The sequence below is a fragment of the Pseudooceanicola sp. HF7 genome (genome assembly GCF_011806405.1).
GTDB lineage: Bacteria > Pseudomonadota > Alphaproteobacteria > Rhodobacterales > Rhodobacteraceae > Pseudooceanicola.
In genome coordinates this window covers 18883-43166 of the sequence record NZ_JAATOW010000040.1, presented here as the reverse complement: position 1 = coordinate 43166, position 24284 = coordinate 18883, and the positions used below count along the sequence as shown (strand labels likewise).

20 protein-coding genes and 1 pseudogene are annotated in these 24284 nt (G+C 66.0%); 5 read left to right on the top strand and 16 right to left on the bottom strand.

All coding sequences use genetic code 11. The features are described 5' to 3' along the window. The 3 genes and pseudogenes from HCZ97_RS17645 to HCZ97_RS17635 form a co-directional block, all read left to right on the top strand. Positions 1–231, top strand: a pseudogene (locus HCZ97_RS17645) (cobaltochelatase subunit CobT); the annotation flags it as partial. A 109-nt stretch (positions 232–340) separates the two neighbouring features. Then, the gene (locus HCZ97_RS17640) at positions 341–2149 is read left to right on the top strand and encodes an aminopeptidase P family protein (RefSeq protein WP_167690430.1); all 1809 of its coding nucleotides are present in this window, start codon (positions 341–343) and stop codon (positions 2147–2149) included. A gap of 88 nt (positions 2150–2237) precedes the next feature. Next, on the top strand, positions 2238–2579 hold the full coding sequence (locus tag HCZ97_RS17635) for a DUF427 domain-containing protein (RefSeq protein ID WP_167690429.1): 342 nt from the start codon (positions 2238–2240) through the stop codon (positions 2577–2579). Positions 2580–2697: 118 nt separating this feature from the next. On the opposite strand, the gene HCZ97_RS17630 is transcribed toward HCZ97_RS17635, so the two are convergent. From HCZ97_RS17630 to ftsW, 14 genes are all read right to left on the bottom strand, one after another. After that, positions 2698–4386 (bottom strand): chloride channel protein, encoded by a 1689-nt coding sequence (locus HCZ97_RS17630; RefSeq protein WP_167690428.1) that lies wholly within the window; start codon positions 4384–4386, stop codon positions 2698–2700. Positions 4387–4809: 423 nt separating this feature from the next. Then, a complete protein-coding gene (gene recN, locus HCZ97_RS17625; protein ID WP_167690427.1) occupies positions 4810–6465 on the bottom strand; it encodes a DNA repair protein RecN in 1656 nt (551 codons plus the stop codon). 69 nt (positions 6466–6534) lie between these two features. Continuing rightward, positions 6535–7386, bottom strand: a complete 852-nt coding sequence (locus HCZ97_RS17620; RefSeq protein WP_167690426.1) for an outer membrane protein assembly factor BamD — start codon at positions 7384–7386, stop codon at positions 6535–6537. Between the two features lie 119 nt (positions 7387–7505). Then, positions 7506–8426 carry a UDP-3-O-acyl-N-acetylglucosamine deacetylase gene (lpxC, locus tag HCZ97_RS17615; RefSeq protein WP_167690425.1) on the bottom strand — a complete coding sequence of 307 codons (921 nt, stop codon included), beginning with the start codon at positions 8424–8426 and terminating at the stop codon, positions 7506–7508. A 301-nt stretch (positions 8427–8727) separates the two neighbouring features. Beyond that, a complete protein-coding gene (gene ftsZ, locus HCZ97_RS17610; protein ID WP_167690424.1) occupies positions 8728–10467 on the bottom strand; it encodes a cell division protein FtsZ in 1740 nt (579 codons plus the stop codon). A 170-nt stretch (positions 10468–10637) separates the two neighbouring features. Further along, on the bottom strand, positions 10638–11945 hold the full coding sequence (gene ftsA, locus HCZ97_RS17605; RefSeq protein ID WP_167690432.1) for a cell division protein FtsA: 1308 nt from the start codon (positions 11943–11945) through the stop codon (positions 10638–10640). A gap of 30 nt (positions 11946–11975) precedes the next feature. Further along, entirely contained in the window at positions 11976–12917 is a 942-nt protein-coding gene (locus tag HCZ97_RS17600) for a cell division protein FtsQ/DivIB (protein ID WP_167690423.1), read from the bottom strand. After that, entirely contained in the window at positions 12905–13825 is a 921-nt protein-coding gene (locus HCZ97_RS17595; RefSeq protein WP_368484393.1) for a D-alanine--D-alanine ligase, read from the bottom strand. Before HCZ97_RS17595 ends, HCZ97_RS17600 begins: the two co-directional genes overlap by 13 nt. A gap of 179 nt (positions 13826–14004) precedes the next feature. Beyond that, positions 14005–14937, bottom strand: a complete 933-nt coding sequence (gene murB / locus HCZ97_RS17590) for a UDP-N-acetylmuramate dehydrogenase (RefSeq protein WP_167690421.1) — start codon at positions 14935–14937, stop codon at positions 14005–14007. Between the two features lie 56 nt (positions 14938–14993). Beyond that, positions 14994–15263, bottom strand: coding sequence for a hypothetical protein (locus HCZ97_RS17585; RefSeq protein WP_167690420.1), 270 nt, complete (start codon positions 15261–15263; stop codon positions 14994–14996). Positions 15264–15275: 12 nt separating this feature from the next. Beyond that, positions 15276–15548, bottom strand: a complete 273-nt coding sequence (locus tag HCZ97_RS17580; RefSeq protein ID WP_167690419.1) for a DUF2484 family protein — start codon at positions 15546–15548, stop codon at positions 15276–15278. A 288-nt stretch (positions 15549–15836) separates the two neighbouring features. After that, positions 15837–17243, bottom strand: coding sequence for a UDP-N-acetylmuramate--L-alanine ligase (murC, locus tag HCZ97_RS17575; RefSeq protein ID WP_167690418.1), 1407 nt, complete (start codon positions 17241–17243; stop codon positions 15837–15839). Between the two features lie 65 nt (positions 17244–17308). After that, entirely contained in the window at positions 17309–18409 is a 1101-nt protein-coding gene (gene murG, locus HCZ97_RS17570; protein WP_167690417.1) for an undecaprenyldiphospho-muramoylpentapeptide beta-N-acetylglucosaminyltransferase, read from the bottom strand. Between the two features lie 9 nt (positions 18410–18418). Beyond that, positions 18419–19588, bottom strand: a complete 1170-nt coding sequence (gene ftsW / locus HCZ97_RS17565; protein ID WP_167690416.1) for a putative lipid II flippase FtsW — start codon at positions 19586–19588, stop codon at positions 18419–18421. 260 nt (positions 19589–19848) lie between these two features. On the opposite strand from ftsW, the gene HCZ97_RS17560 reads away from it, so the two are divergent. Continuing rightward, the gene (locus HCZ97_RS17560; RefSeq protein ID WP_167690415.1) at positions 19849–20241 is read left to right on the top strand and encodes a hypothetical protein; all 393 of its coding nucleotides are present in this window, start codon (positions 19849–19851) and stop codon (positions 20239–20241) included. Between the two features lie 187 nt (positions 20242–20428). After that, positions 20429–21607 (top strand): NAD(P)/FAD-dependent oxidoreductase, encoded by a 1179-nt coding sequence (locus HCZ97_RS17555; protein WP_167690414.1) that lies wholly within the window; start codon positions 20429–20431, stop codon positions 21605–21607. Between the two features lie 28 nt (positions 21608–21635). Here the strand turns inward: HCZ97_RS17555 and murD are convergent, their stop codons facing one another. Together murD and mraY are read right to left on the bottom strand one after the other, a co-directional pair. Further along, on the bottom strand, positions 21636–23060 hold the full coding sequence (gene murD, locus HCZ97_RS17550; RefSeq protein WP_167690413.1) for a UDP-N-acetylmuramoyl-L-alanine--D-glutamate ligase: 1425 nt from the start codon (positions 23058–23060) through the stop codon (positions 21636–21638). A 128-nt stretch (positions 23061–23188) separates the two neighbouring features. Continuing rightward, entirely contained in the window at positions 23189–24271 is a 1083-nt protein-coding gene (gene mraY, locus HCZ97_RS17545; protein ID WP_167690412.1) for a phospho-N-acetylmuramoyl-pentapeptide-transferase, read from the bottom strand. Between the last annotated feature and the right edge of the window lie 13 nt (positions 24272–24284).

Here is a 24284-nt window from a genome sequence, read left to right as displayed (position 1 = left end):
AGCTTCCTGGAAAAACACCTGCGCGACGTGATCGCCATGGTGGAGAAGAAGCGCATGGTCGAGCTGATCGCGATCGGCATCGGCCACGACGTCACCCGCTATTACGAGCGCGCGGTGACCATCACCGACGTGGACCAGCTGGCCGGCGCGATGACCGAGCAGCTGGCCAGCCTGTTCGACAACGATCCGCGTGCCCGCGCGCGGATGGTCGGCATCCGCAAGGCCGGCTGATCCGGGTCGCGGCGGGCCCGGCCCGCCGCTCCGTCGCCCCTTGCCTGCCCTGCCCGACCTCTTTGCCCGGACCGGCGGTCCGGGCCTCACATTTTCCGGAGCCCCCCACATGTTCCAGACCTTCGAAAGCCCCAGCTCCCCGGACCAGGGCCCGCCCCGGCTTGCCGATCTGCGCGCCGCCCTGGCCGCCCGCGGGGTGGATGCCTTTCTTGTGCCCCGCGCCGATGCGCACCAGGGCGAATACGTTGCCCCCCATGACGAGCGCCTGTCCTGGCTGACCGGCTTCACCGGCTCTGCCGGCTTCTGCATCGTGACCGCAAAGACCGCCGGGCTGTTCGTCGATGGCCGCTACACCGTGCAGGCCCGCGAACAGGTGGCGGAGGAAGTCGAAAAGCTGGACTGGCCCGCGACCAGGCCAGAGGCCTGGCTGCGCAGGGTGCTGCCCCAGGGCGGCGTGCTGGGCTTTGATCCCTGGCTGCATGCCCATGCGGAGATCACCCGGCTGGAGCGCGCCCTGCGTGACAGCGGCATCACCCTTCGTCCGCTTGAGGACAATCCGCTGGACGCGGTCTGGCCCGATCAGCCCGCCCCGCCGGAAGGCCGCATCGTGCCGCAGCCGCTGGATTTCTCCGGCGAGACGCTGAGCGCCAAATGCGCGCGGCTGGGCAAGATGCTGAAGGACAAGGGCCAGGCCGCCGCGGTGCTGACCCTGCCCGATTCCATCGCCTGGCTGCTCAACATCCGGGGCAGCGACATCGCCCGCAACCCGGTGCCCCATTGCTTTGCCATCCTGCGCGCCAGCGGCCAGGTCACGCTCTTTGCCCGCTACGAGAAGGTGGATGACAGGCTGATCGAACACCTTGGCCCGGATGTGGAGGTGGAGGAACCCTCTGCCTTCGGTCCGACGCTGGAGGGCATGGCCGCCGAGGGCGACGTGATCCGGCTGGATGCCGGCTCCTGCCCGGTCTGGGTGGAACAGCGGCTGGAGGGCGCGACGCTGGAATGGGACGGCGATCCCTGCGTGCTGCCCAAGGCCTGCAAGAACGCGGTGGAGATCGAGGGCGCACGCCAGGCCCACCTGCGCGATGCGGTTGCCATGTGCCGCTTCCTGGCCTGGTTCGATGCCGCCAACCAGGACAAGCTGACAGAGATCGACCTGGCCACCCGGCTTGAGATCTTCCGGCGCGAGACCAACGCGCTGATGGAGATCAGCTTTGACACCATCGCGGGCGCGGGGCCCAACGGCGCCCTGCCCCATTACCGCGTCACCACCGACAGCAACCGCCAGCTGGAATCCGGCCAGCTGGTCGTGCTGGACAGCGGCGGGCAGTACCTGGACGGCACCACGGATATCACCCGCACTCTTCTGGTGGGCGATGACACCGGTGCCGCCGAGATGGAGGCCTTTACCCGCGTCCTGAAGGGCATGATCGCCATTTCCCGCCTGCGCTTCCCGCGCGGGCTGTCCGGGTCGCACCTGGACGCGCTGGCGCGCTACCCGCTGTGGCTGGCGGGCCAGGATTACGATCACGGGACCGGGCATGGCGTGGGCAGCTACCTTTGCGTCCACGAGGGTCCGCAGCGCCTGAGCCGTGTCAGCGATGTGCCGCTGGAGCCGGGCATGATCCTGTCCAACGAGCCGGGGTATTACCGCGAGGGGGCCTTCGGCATCCGGATCGAGAACCTGATCGTGGTGCAGGACGCCGAGGCGCTGGCCGGGGCCGATGCGCGCGACATGTATGCCTTCGAGACCCTGACATGGGTGCCGATCGAGCGGCGTCTGATCCTGACGGAGATGCTGAGCGCCGAAGAACGTGACTGGATCGACAGTTACCATGCGACGTGCCGTGAGAAGCTGTCCGGCTTGCTGGACGAGACCGCCCGGATGTGGTTGGATCGCGCGACGGAAAAACTCTGACCCTCCCTTGCAACCAAGACGGATACAGGTGCTGACACGCGCCTGTTACATCTGGCAGGCAGGAGGGAAGAGAATTGGGGGACGTGACATGAATGAAGTGACAATTCGCGCCGCGGATGGCGTGTGGACGGTACGTGCCGGCGGTGCAGTTCTGGTTGAGAGCCGCAATGCGCTGGTTCTGAGCGAAACCGGGATGTCGGATGTGATCTATTTCCCGCGGGAAGATATCGCCATGGCCTTCCTGGATACATCCGACCACGTGAGCCACTGCCCGAAGAAGGGCGACGCCAGCTATTTCTCTATCGTGACGAAAAGCCAGACGCTGAAGGACGCGGCCTGGTCCTATGAAAATCCGCTGCCCGGGACCGAGCAGATCAAGGACCACATCGCCTTCTACGCGACCGATTACGTGACCATCGAACAGATCTGATCTGCGCGATCTCTAACGGGATCATGAACGAAAGAGGGGCCGTGCGGCAATCGCGCGGCCCTTTTTTCGTGGGGTCTTTTCAGTGGGCCGATTTGCTCATACGGTTCGCCCGCCGGGCCTAGCCGTGCTCTTCCTTGGCCATGGCGGCCAGCGCCTTGTTGTAGATGCGCAGCGCATCGACGTGGAACAGCGCGCCGACCAGTTCGGGCGGCTGTTCGGGATCCCTGACGCGCACCACGGGCAAGAAGGCCTCTCCGGTGCGGTCGAAGGCGGGGAAGGCCCCGGCCAGCGTGCCGTTGAGGGTCAGGTAATCATCCGCCTCGATCATCTCGCGGCAGCGGTCCTCGGGCGCGGGGCGGGCATGATCCATGGGGCGCATGATGTCGCGGACCTGGAAGAGTTCCAGCAGGTATTCCTGCGGACCGGCAGAGACATGGATGCCGCGCCGTTCCAGCTGGGTCAGGAAGAAGGAGCGGTCCACGATCCGCGACCCGATGGCCGTGCTGATGGAGACGGTGACCATGACCGCCAGCGCGGTTTGCCAGTCTCCGGTCATCTCGAAGACGATGAGCGTGGTGGAGATCGGCGCGCCCAGCACCGCCGCGGCCACGCCCCCCAGCCCGGCCAGCGCGTAAAGGCGCGGCGTGCCCGACATCTCCGGGAAGACGGAGGTGGCGATCAGCCCGAAGGCCAGCCCGGTCAGCGCCCCCACCATGAGCGAGGGCGAAAAGACCCCGCCGCCCATGCGCCCGCCATAGGTGACGGCCGTCGCGACCCCCTTGATGACCGCCATCAGGATCGCCTCTTTCAGCAGCAGGTCACCCGAGAGCGCCCGCGCCGTCGTCTCGTAGCCGACGCCGATGATATGGGGGAACTGGATGGCGATCAGCCCCAGGATCGCGCCGGAGCCGACCGGGCGAAGCCAGCGGGGAATGCGCAGGCGGGCCTGGATCGTGCCGGCCACGTCCTCGGCCAGGAAGAAGGCCAGCATGAGCAGCCCGGCGACGATGCCGCAGATCGTGCCCAGCAGCAGGAAGGCGGGGAGTTCCTCGTAGAACTCCAGCGCGGAGGGATCTGACAGGACGAATTCCGCCGCGCCGCCGAACTCCAGCCGGTTCAGCACCGTGCCGGCGACAGAGGCGATGACGATGGGGGCAAAGGCATGGATGGCGAAATGGCGTAGCACCACTTCCAGCGCGAAGAGCGCTCCGGCGATGGGCGCGTTGAAGGAGGCAGAAACAGCAGCAGCCACCGCGCAGCCCAGAAGGTCACGCCCGGTCTGGGCATCGGCCTTCATCCAGCGCAGCGGCCAGGTGGAGATCACCGCGGCCAGGTGGACCACCGGCCCTTCGCGGCCCGTGGAGCCGCCGGTGCCCAGCGTGATAAGCGAGGCCAGCGCAGAGGCCAGGCCCGCCCGCTGTTCCACGCGGCCATCCTTGATCGCCGCGCCCTCGATCACGTCCGCCACGGAGCGCACGCGACCATCGGGGGTGAAGATGTGCAGGATCAGCCCCACGATCAGCCCGCCGATAATGGGGATGACCAGCAGCAGGTACCAGGGAAGCTGGCCGGCGGCGGTGTGCAGCAGGTGCACATCCTCTGAGCCGTAGACGATTTCCTGAAGCCAGGCGATGCCCTTGCGGAAGGCCAGCGCGGCAAAGCCCGCGACGATCCCGACGACGAGGGCGGCAAACCAGAGCTTGAGCTGGCCCGGAACCTCGGTCCGGATGCGCCCGATGCCGTTGACGGCCTGGGCGACCACGCCCACCGACCGCAACCCCCGCCGGAATCCTGCCCTCTTGGCCATCGGAGCCCTTCCATCTATCGCCGCGCCGCCCACTCGCTTCGGGCGCAAGCGGCCTACCCTCGTCATAAGCCAGCCCGCGCCCTGACAAAAGACCTGGCCTGACATGGGCGGCGGGAAGCCCGCTCGGCGCGGCAATCCTGCACTGATGCGGTCCTGCGCGGCACCCGTGGGGCGTGTTTCAGTTGAACGCCAGTGATTTGGCCAACCCACTTACCAGTGGGTCAAATCATGAACTGCAAAGACGTCTTTTCAAATGTGCAGTACGATCCCCCCTGCCCGCGCTGGCGAAACCATGACAGGAAAGCAGCGGTAAGTGGTTTACTGGTTACCCGACCCGGGTCCCTTCGCGTTCGAAGACAGGCCCGGGTCACCTTGCAGCCCCTTGCAGAAGCGGCCCGCCCGGGATCAGCCTGGGCCAAAGGCTCAGGCGGCATCGCCGATCAGGCGGCGGGCGGCGGCGCGGGCCTCTTCCGTGATCGCATCGCCGGAAAGCATCCGCGCCAGTTCATCCACCCGCGCATCCGCCGTCAGCGGAGTCACGGTGGACAGCGTCACCTCGTCCTCGACCTTCTTGGCGACCTGCCAGTGATGCGCGGCGCGGGCAGCGACCTGGGGCGAGTGGGTCACGACCAGCACCTGACCGCCCTTGGCCAGATCGGCCAGCCTGCGGCCCACCGCATCCGCGGTGGCCCCGCCGACGCCGCGGTCGATCTCGTCGAAGATCATGGTCAGCTCGGGCTCGCCACCGGTCAGGCAGACCTTGAGCGCCAGCAGGAAGCGGCTGAGTTCCCCGCCCGAGGCGATCTTGGCCAGCGGTCCGGCGGGCGCGCCGGGGTTGGTCGCCACGGTGAAGGAGACCTCGTCCCGCCCTTCCGGGCCGGGCTCGCCATCGGTGAAGCGGGTCTCGAAACGGGCGCGATCCATCTTGAGCGGCGCAAGCTCTGCCTCGACCGCGCGATCGAGCTTGGCGGCATGCTCCTGCCGAGAGGCCGTCAGCGCCTGGGCGGCTTTTTCATAAGCGGCATCGGCCTGCTTGAAGTCGCGTTCCAGGTCCGCGATCCGCTCCACCCCGCTGTCGAGCGCCTGCAGGCGAGCCGAGAGAGCCTCTGCCAGGTCCGCAAGGTCATCGGGGGCGACGTCATGCTTGCGGGCAAGGCCGCGCAGGGCAAAGAGCCGCTCTTCGGTCTGCTCCAGTTCGTAAGGGTCGAAATCCAGCGCCTCAAGGCAGCGGGTCACACCATCGCTGGCTTCGCCAAGTTCGGTCAGCGCGCGGGAGAGGGCAGCGATGGCATCATCCAGCCCGCCCTCGGTGCCTTCGGCGGCACCATCCAGCCAGCGCAGGGCGTCACCCATGGCCCCCTCTGCCCCGTTGGGACCCAGGATCGCAGAGGCGCGGGCGATGTCTTCGCGGACCTTCTCAGCCCCCTGCATCCGGCGGCGCAGCACGTCCAGGCGCGCGTCCTCTCCGGGTTCGGGGGACAGTTTTTCCAGTTCGGCCACGGCGTGGCGCAGGAAATCCTCTTCCGCCTTGGCATCGGCCAGGGCGGCGCGGGCGGCCTCCAGCGCGCGGGTCGCGTCCTGACGGGCGCGCCAGGTGGTGCGGGTCGCGGCGCGCAGGGCGTCATGTCCGGCGAAACGGTCCAGGATGGCGCGGTGGCCGGAGGCATTCAGCAGACCGCGATCATCGTGCTGGCCGTGCAACTCCACCAGGGTTTCGGAAAGCCGGCGCAGCACTTCGCCAGAGGCGCGGCGGTCATTGATCCAGGCGGTCTTGCGACCTTCGGAGGTATTCACGCGGCGCAGGATCAGCTCATCGGAGGCCGGCAGACCGGCCTCTTCCAGCACGGCGCGGGCGGCATGGCCGGGGGGCAGATCGAAGATCGCCGTCACCTCGCCCTGCGCGGCACCGCTGCGAACCAGGTCCGCCCGACCGCGCCAGCCCAGCACGAAGCCGAGAGAATCGAGAAGAATGGATTTGCCGGCACCGGTCTCACCGGTCAGCACATTGAGACCTGGCTGAAAATCAAGTTCCAGCCGATCTATGATCAAGAGGTCCCGAATATCGAGCCCGCGCAGCATCCCCGTGTCACTCCCCCAGACCGCCCCGCGGATGCAGGACGGGTGCCCGGCCCCGAGGGGCCGAAGCGCTTACAACCATTTACCCTGGATCGTCTGGCGATAGACCGCCGCAAGCCAGTTGTCCCCGCGCACTTCCGGCTCCAGGCCCCGGCCCGTGAGCAGGTGGTAGCTTTCCGCATACCATTCGGAGGACTGGAAGTTGTAGCCAAGGATCGCCGCTGCCGTCTGGGCCTCATCCGTGAGACCAAGGGACAGGTAGGCTTCGACCAGGCGATGCAGGGCTTCGGGCGTATGCGAGGTGGTCTGGAATTCCTCCACCACGATACGGAAGCGATTGATCGCGGCGCTGAAATGATCCCGGCGCAGGTAGTAGCGCCCGACTTCCATTTCCTTGGCAGCAAGGTGGTCGAAGGCCAGGTCGAACTTCAGGATCGCGGAGCGGGCATATTCGCTGTCCGGGTAGCGCTCGATCACGGCGCGCAGCGCCTGAAGCGCCTGGAAGGTCAGGCCCTGGTCGCGACCGATCTCGTCGATCTGGTCATAATAGGAAAGCGCCAGAAGATACTGCGCATAGGCGGCATCCTCATCCGTGGGATAGAAATCCACGTAACGCTGTGCCGCCGCACGGCTTTCATCATAATTCTGCGCCCGGTGCTGGGCGAAGGCATTCATGATGAGCGCGCGCTTGGCCCATTCCGAGTAGGGATAGAGTCGCTCTACCTCGGAGAAATATTCTGCCGAATCCTCGAACCGTCCCCGGTCCAGTTCAAATTCGCCACGCTCAAAGATCTGCTGCGCGGTGAAGGACTCCATCGGGACATTGGTATCGCCAATCTCCGGGAGACCGTCGCCGCAGCTGCTCAACAAAAGTGCAAGGAGCGCTGCGCTCGCCAGCCTCGATCCGAAACCGCCGCCTGTCATGCGTACTCGACCCTCTCGACGTTTAGTGGCGCAGAGCCGAAAACACCCCGCGCACCCTGCTCCTAGCATAGAAAATTCCGGGGCAAAACGCCTTTACGTCCCCATTGGCGGGAATGCGGTCAGGCGACGGCCGGGATTTCCTGCCAGGTCACACCTGCACCGGGAAGACGGGCGGCCGTGCTCTCGTTGCAGGTCACAAGGCGATAGTTGGACTTGTCCGCGAAAAGGGCCCGCAGAAGGGTGTTGGTCAGCGAGTGACCGGCGCGGATGCCTTCGTACCGACCGAGAATCGGCGCACCGGCCAGGGTCAGGTCACCAAGGGCATCCAGCATCTTGTGGCGCACGGGTTCGTCTGCGTGGCGCAGCCCGCCGGGGCTGAGCACCTTGTCGCCATCGAAGACGACCGCGTTCTCCAGCGTGCCGCCCAGGGCCAGGCCGTGAGCGTTCATGTTGTCCACGTCTTCCTGGCGGCAGAAGGTCCGGCTGTCGCAGAGTTCGCGCACGAAAGAGCCGTTCTCCATCACCAGGGATTTCTGCTGGTGGCCGATGGCCGGCACGTCAAAGTCGATCTGGAAGGCGATTTCCATCAGGGGATTCGGCAGCAGGCGTGCAACGGCCTGACCATGGCTGACTTCGACCGGGCGCAGGACTTCGACCGCCTGGGACAGGGCGTTCTGGGCCAGCAGGCCACGGGCCAGGATACCGCGCACGAAGGGGGCGGCGGAGCCATCGAGGATCGGAACCTCTGGGCCGTCGATGTCGATCATGGCATTGTTGATGCCGCAGCCGGCCAGCGCCGCCATGACATGTTCGACGGTCGAGAGGCTGGCACCGGAGCGGTTGACCAGGCGGGTGCAGAGCGCGGTACGCTCCACCACGTTCCACAGCGCGGGAATCATCGCATCACCCAACACGATGTCCGTCCGCCGGAACACGATGCCATGGTCCGCGGCAGCAGGACGGATGGTCAGGTTCGCGGGACGTCCCGAGTGAAGGCCGAAGCCGGTGAAGGTCACCGGTGATTTGAGGGTATGTTGCACGCTGTTCCCCAAGGTATTCGCATTCTCATGCTGTCTTGCAGCAATTTACGATATCTTAGGTAGTAGGTGCCCCTCCGGACCTCAACTCACTCTTTGCAACGTATTGTAATAACCCAAACGAGTTTGCGCGAAATCCCGCATGACTTGAAAGAATTGGAAACAATAGGCTGAATTCATTAGAAAAGGCCGCCCGTGGGCGACCTTTCTTTTGCTCATACAGCCGGGGAAATTGATTCGGTTCGGGCTGGAATCACAGGTTTTGCAACATGCCCTGCCCGTTCCCGGTCAGTCCCTTTCCCGATCAGTTCGCCTGGCGGCGCAGGAAGGCGGGGATTTCGATCCGGTCCTGCTCTTCCTCGTCCATGCGCGGCTGGCGCTGTGCAGCCTGGCCACCGTGACCACCCTGGGCGGCGGGGCGCGGTGCGGGCTGCGGCACGACGCGGGGGGACGGTTCCTGCATGGCAGGCTGCTGGCGCGGGGCCTCGGATTCTGCGTGGCCGGTCATGCGGTTGATCAGCGAGTTGATCCCGAAGCGCGGCTTTTCGGCAGGCGCGGGTTGCTGCGGACGCGCGGCGGGCTGCTGCGGCGCCGGTTGCTGACGGGACTGCTGGGGCGCGGGCTGCGGCGCAGGTTGCTGGCGCGGGGCCTGGCCACCGGCGGGCGCATGGGTCACGGCTGCCTGCAGGCGGGCCATGGTTTCAGCGCTCGGCTGACCGGCGCGACGGGGTTGCGGCGCGGGCTCCTGGTGGACGGGCTCAGCGTATTGCTCTGCCGGGCGCGGGCGGTAGGCCGGCGGGGGGACATCGCCTTGCGGAGCAGGCGCGGAGGCGCCGTAGGACGAGGTCTGGATCGGCGGCTGGTTGCGGCTGGCGAAGAATTCCTCGGCCGGTTCGGGCGCGCTTTCAAGCGGCGCGGCCTCTTCCGGGGCCGGCTGCTGCTCTGCCACGGGCTGCGGCGCCGCTGCGGGTTGCTGAGCGGCGACGGGCGCCGGCTGGGGTTCAGCGGCACGCGGGGTGCGCAGCGGTTCCGCCATGGAGCGGCGCTGGTTGGGGCCTTCGTCGACCATGGCTTCGGTCACGTCGATGCCGGTGGCGACGACGGAGACACGCATCCGGCCTTCCATGCTTTCGTCCAGCGTGGAGCCGACGATGATGTTGGCATCCGGGTCGACCTCTTCGCGAATGCGGTTGGCCGCTTCGTCGAGCTCGAACAGGGTCAGGTCGTGGGCGCCGGTGATGTTGATCAGCACACCCTTCGCACCGCGCAGCGAGATCTCGTCCAGCAGCGGGTTGGCGATGGCTTTCTCGGCGGCCTGGATGGCGCGGTTTTCGCCCTCGGCTTCGCCGGTGCCCATCATGGCCTTGCCCATCTCGTCCATCACGGCGCGGACGTCCGCGAAGTCGAGGTTGATCAGGCCCGGGCGCACCATCAGGTCGGTCACACCCTTGACGCCCTGGTAGAGCACGTCATCGGCCATAGCGAAGGCCTGGGTGAAGGTGGTCTTTTCGTTGGCAAGGCGGAACAGGTTCTGGTTCGGGATGATGATCAGCGTATCGACCATCTTCTGAAGGGCTTCGACGCCTTCTTCAGCCTGGCGCATCCGCTTGGAGCCTTCGAACTGGAAGGGCTTGGTCACCACGCCGACGGTCAGCACGCCCATTTCGCGGGCGGCCTGTGCAATGATCGGGGCCGCGCCGGTGCCGGTGCCACCGCCCATGCCCGCGGTGATGAAGCACATGTGCGCGCCGGCCAGGTGATCGACGATCGTCTCGATGCTTTCCTCGGCAGCGGCCATGCCGACAGAGGGCTTCGCCCCCGCGCCAAGGCCTTCGGTCACCTTGATGCCCAGCTGGACGCGCTGTTCGGCCTTGCTTTGCTGCAGGGCCTGCGCGTCGGTGTTTGCCACAACGAAATCGACGCCCTCGAGCTCTTTCTCGATCATGTTGTTGACGGCGTTGCCGCCAGCCCCACCGACACCGAAGACGGTGATGCGAGGTTTAAGCTCTTCTCCCTGTCCGGGCATGCTCAGGTTCAATGTCATTGCTTTATCCGCCTGCTAGGCCCCCTTTCGCGGGGGGTTTTTCTGCCTATTGGCCTAAATCTTAGCTATTTTCACGCCCTGCGTCACCCTGTTTTCCCTAGAAAACGCCAAACTTGGGAAGATTCTTGCCGAGAACCGCAGGATTTCAACCAAGGCACCGCATCTTGCGGTTACCAGTTGTCCCTGAACCAGCGCACCGCGCGCTTCAGGGACCGGGCCGGGTAGCGATCCAGGGGCAGATCGAAGTCCCACCATTCGTCCTGCGGATGGGCCGCAAAGAGGCACATGCCCACGGCCGAGGCAAAGCCGGGGCCGGTCGCGGCCTGGGGCAGCCCGTGCACGCGCAGGGGGCGTCCAAGACGCAGCTGGGAGCCCAGGATCTTGGAGGCAAGCCCGTCAAGGCCGGGGATCTGGCTGGCCCCGCCGGTCAGCACGATCTGCTGGTTGGGCAGGTGATCGAAGCCCGCCGCATCCAGGCAATGGCGGACCTCTTCCAGGATTTCCTCGACCCGGGGGCGCATGATGCCGATCAGCTCTGCCCGGGTGACGGTGCGGCGGTCGAATTCGTAATCGCCTGTCTCTCCGCCGATCTCGATCCGTTCGCGGTCATCCATGCCGGTGGCCACGACACCGCCGTAGAAGGTCTTGAGCCGTTCGGCATTGGCGGTGGGGATCTGCAGCGCCATGGAGATATCGCTGGTCACGTGATCGCCGCCCATGCGCACGGCGTCGGCGTAGATCATGTGCTTCTTCAGGAAGATGGAGATCGTCGTGGTGCCGCCGCCCATGTCGATGCAGGCCGCGCCCAGTTCCTGTTCATCCTCCACCAGGGTGGAGATGCCGGACATGTAGGCAGAAGAGGCCACGCCGGCGAGTTCAAGGTCGCAGCGCTTGACGCAATGCAGCAGGTTCTGCACGGCGGTCGCTTCCACGGTCAGCATGTGCAGGTCGGTGGCCAGCGAATAGCCGATCTGGCCGCGAGGGTCGGACAGACCCGAGCGGTGGTCGAGCGCGAAGTTCACGGGCTGGGCATGAAGCACCTCCCTGCCCTCTCCGTAATCGGGCATGTCGCAGGCGGCCAGGACGCGGCTGACATCCTGTTCGCTGACCTGCTGGCCCGCCAGTTCGACGCGCCCGGTCAGCCCGTAACTGCGCGGCTCTGCCCCGGAGAAACAGGCGATGACGTGATCGACCCGAACCTGTGCCATCTTCTTGGCCTCCTTCCCTTCGGTGCGAATGGCGCGCTCGGTCTCAGACATGGAGGTGATCTCTCCGAAGCGGACACCGCGCGACCGGGTGGTGGCCGCGCCGATCACCCGGAAGCCGGCCTGACCGGCCAGGGAGCCAACGCCATCCCCTTCGGCATCCTGGCGCACGTCGCCGTCGAACTTCAGGACAAGGCAGGCGATCTTGCTGGTGCCGACATCAAGCACCGCGACGACGCCTCTTTGCATCGCCGCCTTGCGCATGTTCCGCATCGCCCGCTGGGATTCGTAGAGCTCCATCGCCTAGTTTCCTGTCTCGATCACAATGCCTCGGATTCCGCGCCATTCTTCCGCCGCGTCGGCGGTGAGGCGCACGGTGGGACGGGCCGCCAGCCGCATGTCGACGGCGGCAACGTCCCGGTCCAGTAGTTCCTGTGCCTTGTGCAGCGCGAGCACCTGCTCAAGCGCGGTCACGGCATTGGCCTCGGGCAGCATGATGCGCTGGTCACGATCCAGGACCAGATCCCAGCGGCGCTGCCCGATGCGTTCGAGGCCCCGCACGCGGTCTTCGACCGGCTCTGCGGCGGCAAGCAGGTCCAGCGCCTCGGGCACGTGTTTCTCTGCCCCAAGACCGGCGATCATCGGCAGGCCGGGACGGTCCAGGCGATTTTCGAGCGGCCCCGTCACCTCGCCGGCACTGTCCAGCATCACCATGCCGTCGGGCTTGCGCCAGATCACCTGCGGGACACGCTCCACCACGCCGACATAGAGCACGCCGCCGGTGCGCACCTGAAGAGAGGCCTCTGCCACGGCGGGCATGGCCTGCACCTGCTCCTTGAGCATGGGCAGCTCCAGGTCGAAGGAGGACAGCGGCAAGAGGCCCGAGAGCATCGAGCGGATGGCGGATTCGGTATCACGGGAGGCGCCGGAGACCTCCATCCGGGCGACCATGAACTGCGGGCGGTCCTGGAATTCCTGGACCCAGCCCTGGACGGTGCCGAAGAGCTCTTCGCGCCGGTCCTCGCTGTTGAGGTAAAGCATCCCCGCCCCCAGGATCACAACGGTCGGCAGCACGCCCTTGACCAGCAGCCGGAAGCCCGGCGTCAGCATCAGGCGTTCCTTGCGGTAGGACCAGCGCGAGGGCGCGGGATCGGCGCGGCGGCCTTCCTGGCGCTGCGCGCGCGGCGTCTTGCGCGGCGCCTTCGGGCCGCCGTGGGCGGGGTGATAGATCTTCACCTCTCGCATGAGGCATCCTCCACCAGCCAGCGGCAAAGCGCGCCGAAGCTCATGTCACAGGCCTGGGCCTGTTCGGGGGTCAGCGAGGTGGGCGTCATGCCCGGCTGGGTGTTGGTCTCCAGCAGGACGAGGCCTGCGAGGCCCTTGCTGTCATCCCAGCGGAAGTCGGTGCGCGACACGCCGCGGCAGCCCAGGACGTCATGGGCGCGGCAGGCGTAATCAAGGCAGGCCTGGGTGATCTCTTCGGGCAGCTCCGCCGGGCAGACATGATGCGAGCCGCCGGGCTGGTACTTGGCCGCATAGTCATACCAGCCTTCGGTCACGATCTCTGTCACGCAGAGCGCCTTGCCGCCAAGAACCGAAACCGTCAGCTCACGGCCCGGCACGAATTTCTCCACCATCAGGCAATCCGGCATGTCTTCGGACAGCTGGGGCGGCGTGTTGCTGCCGTCCTGCACGATGTAGACACCTACAGAGGAGCCTTCGTTGAAGGGCTTCACCACGTAGGGCGGCTCCATCACATGCGCGGCCATGATCTGCGGCTTGGTGGCCAGCAGGCTTTCGACAACCGGCAGGCCAGCGCGCGTATAGGCGGCCTTGGTGCGCTCCTTGTCCATCGCCAGGGAAGAGGCCAGCACGCCGGAGTGGGTATAGGGGATCTTCAGCCATTCCAGGATACCCTGGACGCAGCCGTCTTCGCCCCATCGACCATGGAGCGCGTTGAAGACGACATCCGGTTTTTCGTCGGCCAGAATCGCGGGCAGGTCGGCCTTGGCCACCAGCTCCTGCACTTCGAAACCTTCATCCCGCAAAGCGGCTGCGCATTCCCGACCCGTAGACAGGGACACCTCGCGCTCAGCCGAGAGTCCGCCCATGAGAACCGCCACTTTCGGGGTCGCCCTGCTCGACAAACCCACGTTCGTGCCTCAATGTACCGGGCCTTTTTGGCCCTGTTTCTATACGGGATCCTTTGGATCCCCGGAACCGGCCCTTGGGGCTCTTCGTTCCTGATACCGGCCTTACCGTAAAATGGATGTGATTGAAATCACCCGATGTCTTTGGCCGGAAATCCTGCGAGGACCTGTGACACGGCCGCCTATTCCGGCGCCGGATCACCTACCCGCATGATTTCCCACTCTAGCTCTATTCCCCGGTCTTGAAAAACCTTTTTTCGGACTTCCTCGCCCAGTTCTTCCAGATCGGCGCCGGTGGCCCCGCCCGCGTTGATCATGAAGTTGGAGTGCTTCTCGCTCATTTTTGCGCCGCCGTGGCGGTGCCCGCGCAAGCCCGCATCGTCGATCAGCTTCCAGGCCTTGAGGTCATGCACGTCATCCGCCCGTCCGGTAGAGGAAAAGCCCGCCGGGTTGCGGAAGGTGGAGCCGGCGCTGCGCTCCTTCGTGGGTTGGGTCGCGTCGCGCTTGGCCAGTTGATCGGCCATGCGCGCGGCCAGTTCATCGGGATCGCCCGCCGGTCCGGTCAGCGTCACCTCCGTGATCACGCAGCCTTCGGGCAGGTCGGAATGGCGATAGGCGAAGCCCAGCTCCGTCGCGCCAAGCGTCTCTATCCCCCCGCTGCGCGGGCCGGCCGTCGCGGATGGGACCACACCCGCGGTGTAGGAGCGGTAGCAGCCCGCTTTCAGGCGCCCCGCCCCGCCGATGGCACCGGGAATCGTACGCAGGAAGGTCAGGTCGACACCGGCTTCGGCAGCCCGCTTGGCCACATGGGCATCCAGCATGGCGGCCCCGGCGGTGACCACCTGCCCGGCCACCTCGATCCCGTTGAAGCCGCGCCCCAGGCGGATCACCACGCCACGGATGCCGCCATCCCGCACGATCAGGTTGGAGCCCACGCCCATGACGAAGACCGGCACATCGGCATCAAGCTGGCGCAGGAAATCCGCCAGGTCCGCTGTATCGGCCGGCTGGAAAAGATAGTCCGCAGGACCGCCCACGCGCAGCCAGGTCAGCGCGGAGAGGTCCCGCTGCGGGGTCAGGCGACCTTTGATCTGGATCTCTTCTGGACGTGGCATGGTCTCTCCTTCGGGTTGATGGCCGAAGTAGCGTCAGGGCGTGGGTGAGGCAAGCCTCAGCGGGCGTGAACGAAGATGCCGACGACCAGGGCGACAAGACTGCCGGAGATGGAGCCAAGCACCGCCCCGACAGAGGCGGTCATCAGCACGGCGTCACCCGGCAGGCTTTGCCCGGCCAGGTTCGCCAGCACAAGGATGGCGATGCCCAGCAACGGCAGGGAGACGGAAAGCAGACCGACCCCGCCCCGCACCAGCCCGTAGCTGAGCCGACCAAGGAAGAGCGCGACGATGATGGGAAGATAGGGCAGCAGCAGATCGACGGACACCGGACCCGCCCTTCAGCTGGGAGAGGTGTCTGGCTGCGGTGCGGTCCGCGCCATGGACATGACCAGCAGGGCAAAGCCGCCAACCAGCGACAGCAGCCCCACCCAGGGACCATGCTGCATGGTGACAAGCCCCAGAACTGGAATTCCGACCCCCGCCAGCACCGCGAGGCAACGCAGGACGCGGCGCGATCCGGACTGCCTGGAGGTGACCTTTGGACAGACGACAAACCCGATGAGGCAAACGCCCAGGACCCAAAGACTGAGGAGGAATATGGATTCACTCATGGTTCGTCACCTCTCACCGATATTCTGGTGCCGGGGAACAACACTGCCACGATTCCCCCCGAGCCTCATATTTTTTTGCCGACTGTTGCGGTTTTACACAAAGTACGCACAAGTTGCTGTGGGGACAAGGATATTCTACCCGCATGGCGCGAAAACATGGCGATTCAGCGTGAAAATCCGGCGTTTCCGGACGCAGCGGAACAAACCATCCCTCCCCGCCCTTCTGACAGGGCGAGGTGACAGTTTGATGGCGCTCCACCCCCGTTGTCCGGGCGTCAGGCGGTGCGTTCAGGCGGGCTCTTTCAGGCGCTCGGGAAGCGCGTTGGCCCAGGTCGAGATCGTACCAGCGCCAAGGCAGACCACCATGTCGCCCGGGTGCGCCTGTTCGCGGACCAGCCGCACAAGCTCATCTTCGGAGTTGATGGCGCGGGCATGGCGATGGCCGTGGCGGATCAGCCCGGCAACAAGGTCATCGCGGGAAGCGCCGGGGATCGGGTCCTCACCGGCGGCATAGACCTCTGCGATGGCGACGACGTCGGCTTCGTTGAAGCAGGCGCAGAAATCCTCGAACAGGGTGTGCAGGCGCGAATAGCGGTGCGGCTGGTGGACGGCGATCACCCGGCCTTCACAGGCCTGGCGCGCGGCTTTCAGGACCGCGGCGATCTCAACCGGGTGGTGGCCGTAGTCATCGATGATGGCCACGCCGTTCACTTCGCCCACGCGGGTGAACCGGCGGTTCACACCGCCGAAGTTCGCCAGGGCCTGGCGGATCTCATCCGCCTTCATGCCCAGGTGACGAGCCACAGCCACGCCCGAAAGCGCGTTGGAGACGTTGTGATCACCGGGCATCGGCAGCGTGCAGCCTTCGATCACCTTGTCTTCGGATTGCAGCGCGATGTCGAAATGCGCCACGCCGGCCTTGTAGGTCAGGTTCACCGCGCGCACGTCCGCCTGGGCGTTGAAGCCGAAGGTCAGCACCCGACGGTCGGAGATCTTGCCGACCAGCGCCTGCACTTCCGGGTGGTCGGTGCAGCAGATGGCGACACCGTAGAAGGGAATGTTCGACACGAAGTCCAGGAAGCCCTGTCGCAGCGTATCGAAATCGCCCCAGTGATCCATGTGCTCGGGGTCGATATTGGTGACGATGGCGATGGTGGCAGGCAGGCGGTTGAAGGTGCCGTCGCTTTCGTCGGCCTCCACCACCATCCATTCGCCCAGGCCGACGCGCGCGTTGGAGCCATAGGCGTGGATGATGCCGCCGTTGATCACCGTCGGGTCCAGCCCACCGGCGTCCAGCAACGTGGCCACCATGGTGGTGGCGGTCGTCTTGCCGTGGGTGCCGGCGACCGCGATATTCGACTTCAGGCGCATCAGCTCTGCCAGCATCTCTGCCCGGCGCACCACCGGCAGGCCGCGCAGGCGGGCTTCGTCCAGCTCCGGGTTGCCGGGCTTGATGGCCGAAGAGATCACGACCACCTGCGCCTTCTCCAGGTTCTCTGCCCGCTGCCCTTCGAAGACCAGCGCGCCCAGCCCTTCGAGCCGCTCGGTGATCTTGGAGCGCTTCAGGTCAGAGCCCTGCACGGTGTAGCCGTGGTTCAGCAGCACCTCCGCGATGCCGGACATGCCGATACCGCCGATGCCGACGAAATGGATCGGGCCGACATCCCCGGGAAGCTTGGTTGCTGCTGCGTTCATCTGTGCCTGTCCTTTAATCCTGGCCGGTCTTGGTGCCGGCCTGTGTTCTTGACTGTTCCGGCTAGCTAGTGCGCGGGAATCGCATTGCCAGCGGCCAGGTGTTCGACCATGTCGGCCAGCTCCGTCGCGGCGTCGGGCTTGCCATGGGCCAGCGCGGCATGGGCCATCTGCACCGCGCCCTGCGGGTTGTCCAGCACCAGCGCCACCTGCCCGGCCAGCGTCGCTGCGTCCAGCTTGCTTTCGGGGATCATGATGGCCGCCCCGGCCTCTGCCAGGCCGCGCGCATTGGCGGTCTGGTGATCGCCCGCGGCCGCCGCGAAGGGCACCAGAATCGACGGCCGCCCGATGACCGAGATATCGGCCACGGTCGAGGCGCCGGACCGGGTGATGACCAGCTGCGCCTCTGACAGGCGATCGGGGACATCGTCGAAGAAGCTTTTCACCTCTGCATGAATGCCGGCTTCCGCGTAGAAGGCCACGACGCGATCCAGGTCCTCCGGGCGGGCCTGGTGGCTGACACGGATGAAGCCGCGCAGTTTCTCCGGCAGGGACGCGAGGGCCTCTGGCACCACGTCCGACAGGATCCGTGCGCCCTGGCTGCCGCCCATGACAAGGACCGACATCGGGTAATCGCCGGGCGGGATATAGGGCGCGCCGGCGCGGGCATAGACGGCCGAGCGCACCGGGTTGCCGGTATAGATCCCCTCGATCCCCTCCGGCAGGTCGGTGGGCCAGGTGCCGCAGGCCACCGCATCGACGCGGGGCGCGAAAACGCGGTTCACCTTGCCCAGGATCCCGTTCTGTTCATGGATCATCCGGGGAATGCGCAGCAGCGTTGCCGCCGCCGTGGCCGGGATCGCCGGGTAGCCGCCGAAACCGACGACCGCATCGGGCTTTTCCTTCATCATGCGGAAGGTCGCGCCGATCGCTCCGGCGGCGATGCGCAGCGGCACCGCCAGCTTGGCCAGCAGCCCGCCCCGCGCGAAAGTGGCAGAGGAGAGTTCCTCAATCTCGACCGCATCGGGGAACCCGCCAGCGTAGCGTGCGCCACGCGGATCGGTCGCCAGCTTGACCTGCCAGCCACGGGCCAGCATCTGCTCTGCAAGGCTTTGTGCGGGGAACATGTGGCCGCCGGTGCCCCCGGCGGCGATGATGAGCAGTGGCATTCGTCTTCCTTAACCTTTGCCGCGTCCGGAGAGGAAATCTCCGATCTCGCCCTGGGGCCGGGTCCGGGTGAAGGCCAGCAGCATCCCCACGGCCAGGCCACCCGCGATCAGCGAAGAGCCACCGTAGCTGACGAAGGGCAGCGTCATCCCCTTGGCGGGCAGCAGGCGCACGGCGACGCCCATGTTGATGATCGCCTGGACACCGAAGATCGCGGCAAGGCCGGTCCCGGCCAGGCGGGTGAAGGGATCGCGTTCCCGCATCAGGCGCGAGAAACTGCGCAGCACGATGATGGAATAGAGCGCGATGATGATCAGCACCAGCACCAGCCCGTATTCCTCTGCGGCGACGGCGATGATGAAATCGGTATGGGCATCCGGCAGGGACATCTTGACCTGCCCCTCGCCCACGCCGACGCCGAAGAAGCCGCCCTCGCGGATGGCGTTTTCGGCGTAGCCCAGCTGGGTGTTCGGATCGACCTCCTGGCTGAGGAAGCCGTCAATGCGGCGCGCGAAGTGCTCGGAGTTGGAATAGGCAAAGGTGCCGCCCACGACGACAAGCCCGGCAATCCCGATCAGCAGCAGCAGCGGCGCGCCGGCGACGAAGTACATCACGGCCCAGCTGAAAAGCACCAGGCTTGCCTGGCCGAAATCGGGCTGGGCGACCAGCATCGCAAGGATCGTCAGCATGACCGCGAAGGACAGCGAGCGCCCCGGCGGGCCATTGATCTCTTGCGCGGCGGCCATGAGCCAGGCGGCCACGACGACGAAGACGGGCTTGAGGAATTCGGAGGGCTGCACAGAGGCGAAGCCCAGCGAATACCAGCGCACCGCGCCCTTGCCGAAATCGGTCCCCAGGACCGGTAGCAGGGCCAGAGCCACGAAGGCACCGGCAAAGCCCACGACGGACATCCGCCGCACCGTGCCCGGCGATAGCATGGAGGTGACCGCCATCGCGCCAAGCGCCAGGATCCCGAAGAAGGCCTGACGCGACACGTAGTAGAAGGGGGGCAGGCCGTTGCGTTCCGCGAGCGGCGGAGAGGCCGCGAATCCCAGCAGAAGACCGATGGCGCAAAGGCCAAGAATGCAGCCCAGGGTGAGCTTGTCGATCGTGCGCCACCACTTGGGAATTATCGGTTCACCATCCCGCTTGGGAACGGTGCCATGGACCATCTCTGTCATGACTCGCCTGTGCCTCATCGGGGCGGCTGCCCGGCCGCCGGTTGTCCCTTTGCGGGATCTGCCGAAACTGTAACCTTTTTACCGTCTCAGGACCAGTCCCAATGCCCCCCTTGCGCCACCCCGGCTTGACCCGGATCGGCGGGTTTCCTAGGGATTGGGCAGGGACTTGCCCGCCACGTAATTTTTCGGCGGCCCCGACCTTCGGCCCTCTTTTTCCGGGCCAGCTTATTTTATGCAACCTTGTTCCCAAGGATTTGACCATGACAATGATGATTTCCGGCGTTGCGCCGGGCGCAGGCGACGCAGCCCCTATCGACCACGGCCACGGCCCCTGCATGGTGTCTGCCTTCAGCGGCAACCGCATCCGCATCTATCGCCGCTTCGACGGCCCGCGTGAGCCGCTTTTTGCCGCTCTCACCGCCGACACCTCCGGCCCGGACTGCAAGATCCAGGAGATGCAGGCCCCCGGTCGCATCGTGTACAACCGCACCTTCGGCAATATCGACGTGCTGAGCACCATGCTGATGATCTCCCACGAGGACGGCGGCACGCTGATGACCATGGAGCTGTGGTACCCCGACAGCGCGACCCGCGATGCGGCGCTGGAGTCCGGGCTGGCCGAGCAGATGGAAGCGCTTTACGCCGCGCAGTAATCCGCGCAGTAATCCGCGCAGTAATCCGCGCAGCGATCCCCCTTCGGCTTTCGCAGGTCAAGCGGGCCCGCCTGTTCGCCGGCGCCGCCCTGCGGCAGGGGATTCGTGTCTGCCCTGTGTCGGCACACGCCCGGGGTCCCGCGCAAACCGCTTGCGCCGAGGCAGCTAATCCCGCAAGTCACGCGCCATGAATTACGATACGATCATCCTTGGCGCCGGGGCCGCGGGCCTCATGTGTGCGGCCCATTGCGGCGGGCGCACCCTGCTGGTGGATCACGCAAAGAAGCCCGGCGAGAAGATCCGCATCTCTGGCGGCGGGCGCTGCAACTTCACCAACACGGGCACCACGCCGGCGAATTTCCTGTCCGCCAATCCACATTTCTGCAAGAGCGCGCTGGCCCGCTACACTCAGTGGGATTTCATCTCTCTGGTGTCGGAGCATGGGATCGCCTGGCATGAGAAGACGCTGGGCCAACTGTTCTGCGATGACAGCGCCCGCCAGATCGTGGACATGCTGGTTGGCCTTGCCGAAAGCGCGGGGGCGGAGCTGTCCCTTTCCACCGCCGCCGAGGAGATCACCCGGACAGAGGGCGGGTATGCCCTGACCCTTCTGCGTGGCAAGGATCGCCAGCGCGTCACCACCCGCACCCTGGTGCTGGCCACCGGCGGCAAGTCGATCCCGAAGATGGGGGCAACCGCCTTTGCCCATGAGCTTGCGCGCGGATGGGACATCCCGGTGACAGAGACGCGGCCCGGGCTGGTCCCGCTGACCTTCGCGCCGGAGCGTTTTCCCGGCCTGTCCGGCGTCGCCCTGCCCGCGCGTGTCGGCACTGGCGCGGTCAGCTTTGACGAAGCGCTGCTGTTCACCCATCGCGGCCTTTCGGGTCCGGCGATCCTGCAAACCTCCTCCTACTGGCGGGAGGGAGAGGAGATCCGCCTGAACCTGTTGCCCGGCCAGGCCCCCTTCCCACTGTTGCGCGCAGCGCGGGCGACGGCGGGCAAGCGCAGCCTGACCCGCAGCCTTGATGCGCTTCTGCCTGCGCGGCTTTCGGATCACCTGGCGATCGAATGGAAGCTGACCGGCAACTTGGCGGACCAATCCGACAAGGCGCTGGAAGCCCTGAGCGAGCGGCTGACGGACTGGCACCTTTTGCCGGCGGGTAGCGAAGGCTACCGGACCGCAGAGGTGACGCTGGGCGGGATTTCGACCGATGCGCTGTCCTCGCGCAGCATGGAGGCCAAGGATCACCCGGGTCTCTATTTCATCGGCGAATGCGTTGACGTGACCGGCTGGCTGGGCGGCTACAACTTCCAATGGGCCTGGTCATCGGCCATGGCTGCCGCCCGCGCAATCGCCGCCGCCTGAGCGGGGCAGAGAGCGGGGCGGGGCCGAGTCAGCTGTCCTGGTCTGCGCTCCCTGCGACGAGGATCTTTTCGACCTCTGTGGCAAAGTGCTCTCCGCGTCGCTCGAAGCTGTCGTATTGATCGAAGCTTGCCGTCGCCGGTGCCAGAAGCACGGTATCGCCCGGCTCTGCCTCTGCAGCGGCGCGCGCCACGGCGGTGGCCATGTCACCGCAGACCTCGGCTTCTGTGCCTTTGAGCTGCATGGCGAAATTCCCGGCCTCGCGGCCGATGACATAGGCCTTGATGACCTCGCCCGTGGCCTCCAGCAGGGGGTCGATGCCGCCTTCCTTCTGAAGTCCACCACAGATCCAGCGGATCTTGCGGAAGGCCCGCAGGGCCTGCTTGGCGGAATCGATATTGGTGGCCTTGCTGTCGTTCACGAAGCGCACGCCACCCGCTTCCCCGATCAGCTGACTGCGGTGCGGCAGACCCTGGAAGCTATGGAAGGCGTCCTCGATCTGGCGCGGACCAAGGCCAAGGGTGCGCGCGACGGCGAAGGCGGCGCAGGCATTCTGGTGGTTATGCGCCCCCGGAAGGCCCGGGATCTCGCGCAGGTCGACAGAGGCGATCTGCCGCCCCTTGCGGTATTCCGACAGGAAGCCCTTGCGCGCGAAGACCGCCCAGCCCGGCCCGCCCAGTTTGCGCCCGGAAGAGATGCGGATCACGCGGTCATCGGCAGGCCCTTCGGACAGCTGGCCGGCCAGGAACAGCCCTTCGTTCTCATCCACTCCGATGATGCAGCGATCCGGCCCGCCCTCGGCAAAGAGCCGGCGCTTGGCCGCGAAATAGCCCCCGAGCCCGCCATGGCGATCCAGGTGATCGGGGGAAAGGTTGGTGAAGACGGCCACGTCCGGCGTCAGCGCGCGGGCGAGGTCGGTCTGGTAGGAGGACAGCTCAAGCACCACGATGCCGCCATCGCCGGGCGGATCGATATCCAGCACGCCGCGCCCGATGTTCCCGGCCAGCTGCAAGTCCTTTCCGGCCTCTGTCAGCACATGGGCGATCAGCGCAGAGGTGGTGGATTTCCCGTTGGACCCGGTCACGGCGACAACGCGCGGCGGGCGTTCGAAGCTGCCCCAGTCCTGCCCCCCCAGCGAGCGGAAGAACAGGCCGATGTCGTTGTCCACCGGCACGCCGGCTTCAAGCGCGGCGGCGATGGCCGGATGCGGGCGGGGATAGAGGTGCGCAATCCCCGGAGATGTGACAAGGCAGGCGACATCCTCAAAGGCACCGGGGCGCGTGAGGTCGCGCAGCTCAACGCCTTCGGCTTCGGCCGTCTCAGCGGCCTTGGGGCCGTCATCCCAGGCCAGCGGGATCGCACCGCCTGCCCGCAAGGCGCGCAGGGTGGCAACCCCTGAACGGCCAAGACCCAGCACTGCGACACGGTGGCCTGTGAAACCCGAAACCGGAATCATTGTCGTCTCCCTAAAAGGTCAAGCGCGAGGGTTGCCCGGCAAGGGCCGGGCTTCAAGCCATCAGGGGGACCTGCGCCCCCCTGCCCTGCCGGAATGGCCCTGCCAGCGAGGGGCAAGGCCCGCCAGGGTCAGCGCAGTTTCAGCGTGGCCAGGCCGATCATGGCGAGGATGAGCGAGATGATCCAGAAACGGATCACGATCTGGGGCTCAGCCCAGCCCTTCTTCTCGTAGTGATGGTGGATCGGTGCCATCAGGAAGACACGTTTGCCCGTGCGCTTGAAATAGGCGACCTGGATGATCACAGACAGCGCCTCTACCACGAAGAGACCGCCGACGATGGCCAGCACGATTTCATGCTTGGTGACCACGGCGATCGCGCCAAGGGCGCCGCCAAGCGCAAGGGAGCCCGTGTCGCCCATGAAGACGGCCGCAGGCGGGGCGTTGTACCACAGGAAGCCAAGGCCGCCGCCGACAAGACCCGCGACGAAGATGATGATCTCACCTGTGCCGGGAACGTAATGCAGGCCAAGGTATTCGGAATAATCCGCCCGCCCGACGAAATAGGCGATGAGGCCAAGCGCGACAGAGGCGATCATGACCGGCATGATGGCCAGACCGTCTAGACCGTCTGTCAGGTTAACCGCGTTGGCGGCACCGACGATGACGAACATGGCGAAGGGCACGAAGAACCAGCCCAGGTTCAGCAGCACGTCCTTGAAGACCGGGAAGGCCAGTTCGTACTGAAGCTCTGCCGGGTGATACCAGGTGGCCCAGAGCGTGGCGATCAGGGCAACGGCGAAGCCGATGGCCAGACGCAGCTTGCCCGAGACCCCTGCGGTGTTCTGCTTGGAGACCTTGGCGTAGTCATCGGCAAAGCCGATCAGCCCGAAGGAGATGGTCACGAAGAGCAGCAGCCAGACATAGGCCGTGTCCAGCCGCGCCCAGAGCAGGGTCGAGGTGACCAGCGCGCCCACGATCAACAAGCCACCCATGGTGGGCGTCCCGGCCTTCATCAGGTGACCTTCGGGACCGTCATTGCGGATCGGCTGGCCCTTGCCCTGGGTGCGCCGTAGCACGTCGATCAGCGGCCGCCCGAACAGGAAGCCGAAGACAAGCGCGGTCAGGAAGGCACCGCCGGCGCGGAAGGTGATGTAGCGGAAGAGGTTGAAGACATCCCCTCCGTCCGAGAGGCTGGTCAGCCAATAGAGCATCTGTGGATCCTTC

What these genes read in the sequence shown, in the direction of transcription:
- HCZ97_RS17555 (WP_167690414.1), top strand. Translation starts at nt 20,429, where the DNA reads ATGAATTACGATACGATCATCCTTGGCGCCGGGGCCGCGGGCCTCATG.
- HCZ97_RS17635 (WP_167690429.1), top strand. Translation starts at nt 2,238, where the DNA reads ATGAATGAAGTGACAATTCGCGCCGCGGATGGCGTGTGGACGGTACGT.
- HCZ97_RS17560 (WP_167690415.1), top strand. Translation starts at nt 19,849, where the DNA reads ATGACAATGATGATTTCCGGCGTTGCGCCGGGCGCAGGCGACGCAGCC.
- ftsZ (WP_167690424.1), bottom strand. Translation starts at nt 10,467, where the DNA reads ATGACATTGAACCTGAGCATGCCCGGACAGGGAGAAGAGCTTAAACCT.
- mraY (WP_167690412.1), bottom strand. Translation starts at nt 24,271, where the DNA reads ATGCTCTATTGGCTGACCAGCCTCTCGGACGGAGGGGATGTCTTCAAC.
- HCZ97_RS17620 (WP_167690426.1), bottom strand. Translation starts at nt 7,386, where the DNA reads ATGACAGGCGGCGGTTTCGGATCGAGGCTGGCGAGCGCAGCGCTCCTT.
- ftsA (WP_167690432.1), bottom strand. Translation starts at nt 11,945, where the DNA reads ATGCGGAACATGCGCAAGGCGGCGATGCAAAGAGGCGTCGTCGCGGTG.
- HCZ97_RS17580 (WP_167690419.1), bottom strand. Translation starts at nt 15,548, where the DNA reads ATGAGTGAATCCATATTCCTCCTCAGTCTTTGGGTCCTGGGCGTTTGC.
- recN (WP_167690427.1), bottom strand. Translation starts at nt 6,465, where the DNA reads ATGCTGCGCGGGCTCGATATTCGGGACCTCTTGATCATAGATCGGCTG.
- murG (WP_167690417.1), bottom strand. Translation starts at nt 18,409, where the DNA reads ATGCCACTGCTCATCATCGCCGCCGGGGGCACCGGCGGCCACATGTTC.
- HCZ97_RS17640 (WP_167690430.1), top strand. Translation starts at nt 341, where the DNA reads ATGTTCCAGACCTTCGAAAGCCCCAGCTCCCCGGACCAGGGCCCGCCC.
- ftsW (WP_167690416.1), bottom strand. Translation starts at nt 19,588, where the DNA reads ATGACAGAGATGGTCCATGGCACCGTTCCCAAGCGGGATGGTGAACCG.
- murD (WP_167690413.1), bottom strand. Translation starts at nt 23,060, where the DNA reads ATGATTCCGGTTTCGGGTTTCACAGGCCACCGTGTCGCAGTGCTGGGT.
- HCZ97_RS17630 (WP_167690428.1), bottom strand. Translation starts at nt 4,386, where the DNA reads ATGGCCAAGAGGGCAGGATTCCGGCGGGGGTTGCGGTCGGTGGGCGTG.
- murC (WP_167690418.1), bottom strand. Translation starts at nt 17,243, where the DNA reads ATGAACGCAGCAGCAACCAAGCTTCCCGGGGATGTCGGCCCGATCCAT.
- murB (WP_167690421.1), bottom strand. Translation starts at nt 14,937, where the DNA reads ATGCCACGTCCAGAAGAGATCCAGATCAAAGGTCGCCTGACCCCGCAG.
- HCZ97_RS17600 (WP_167690423.1), bottom strand. Translation starts at nt 12,917, where the DNA reads ATGCGAGAGGTGAAGATCTATCACCCCGCCCACGGCGGCCCGAAGGCG.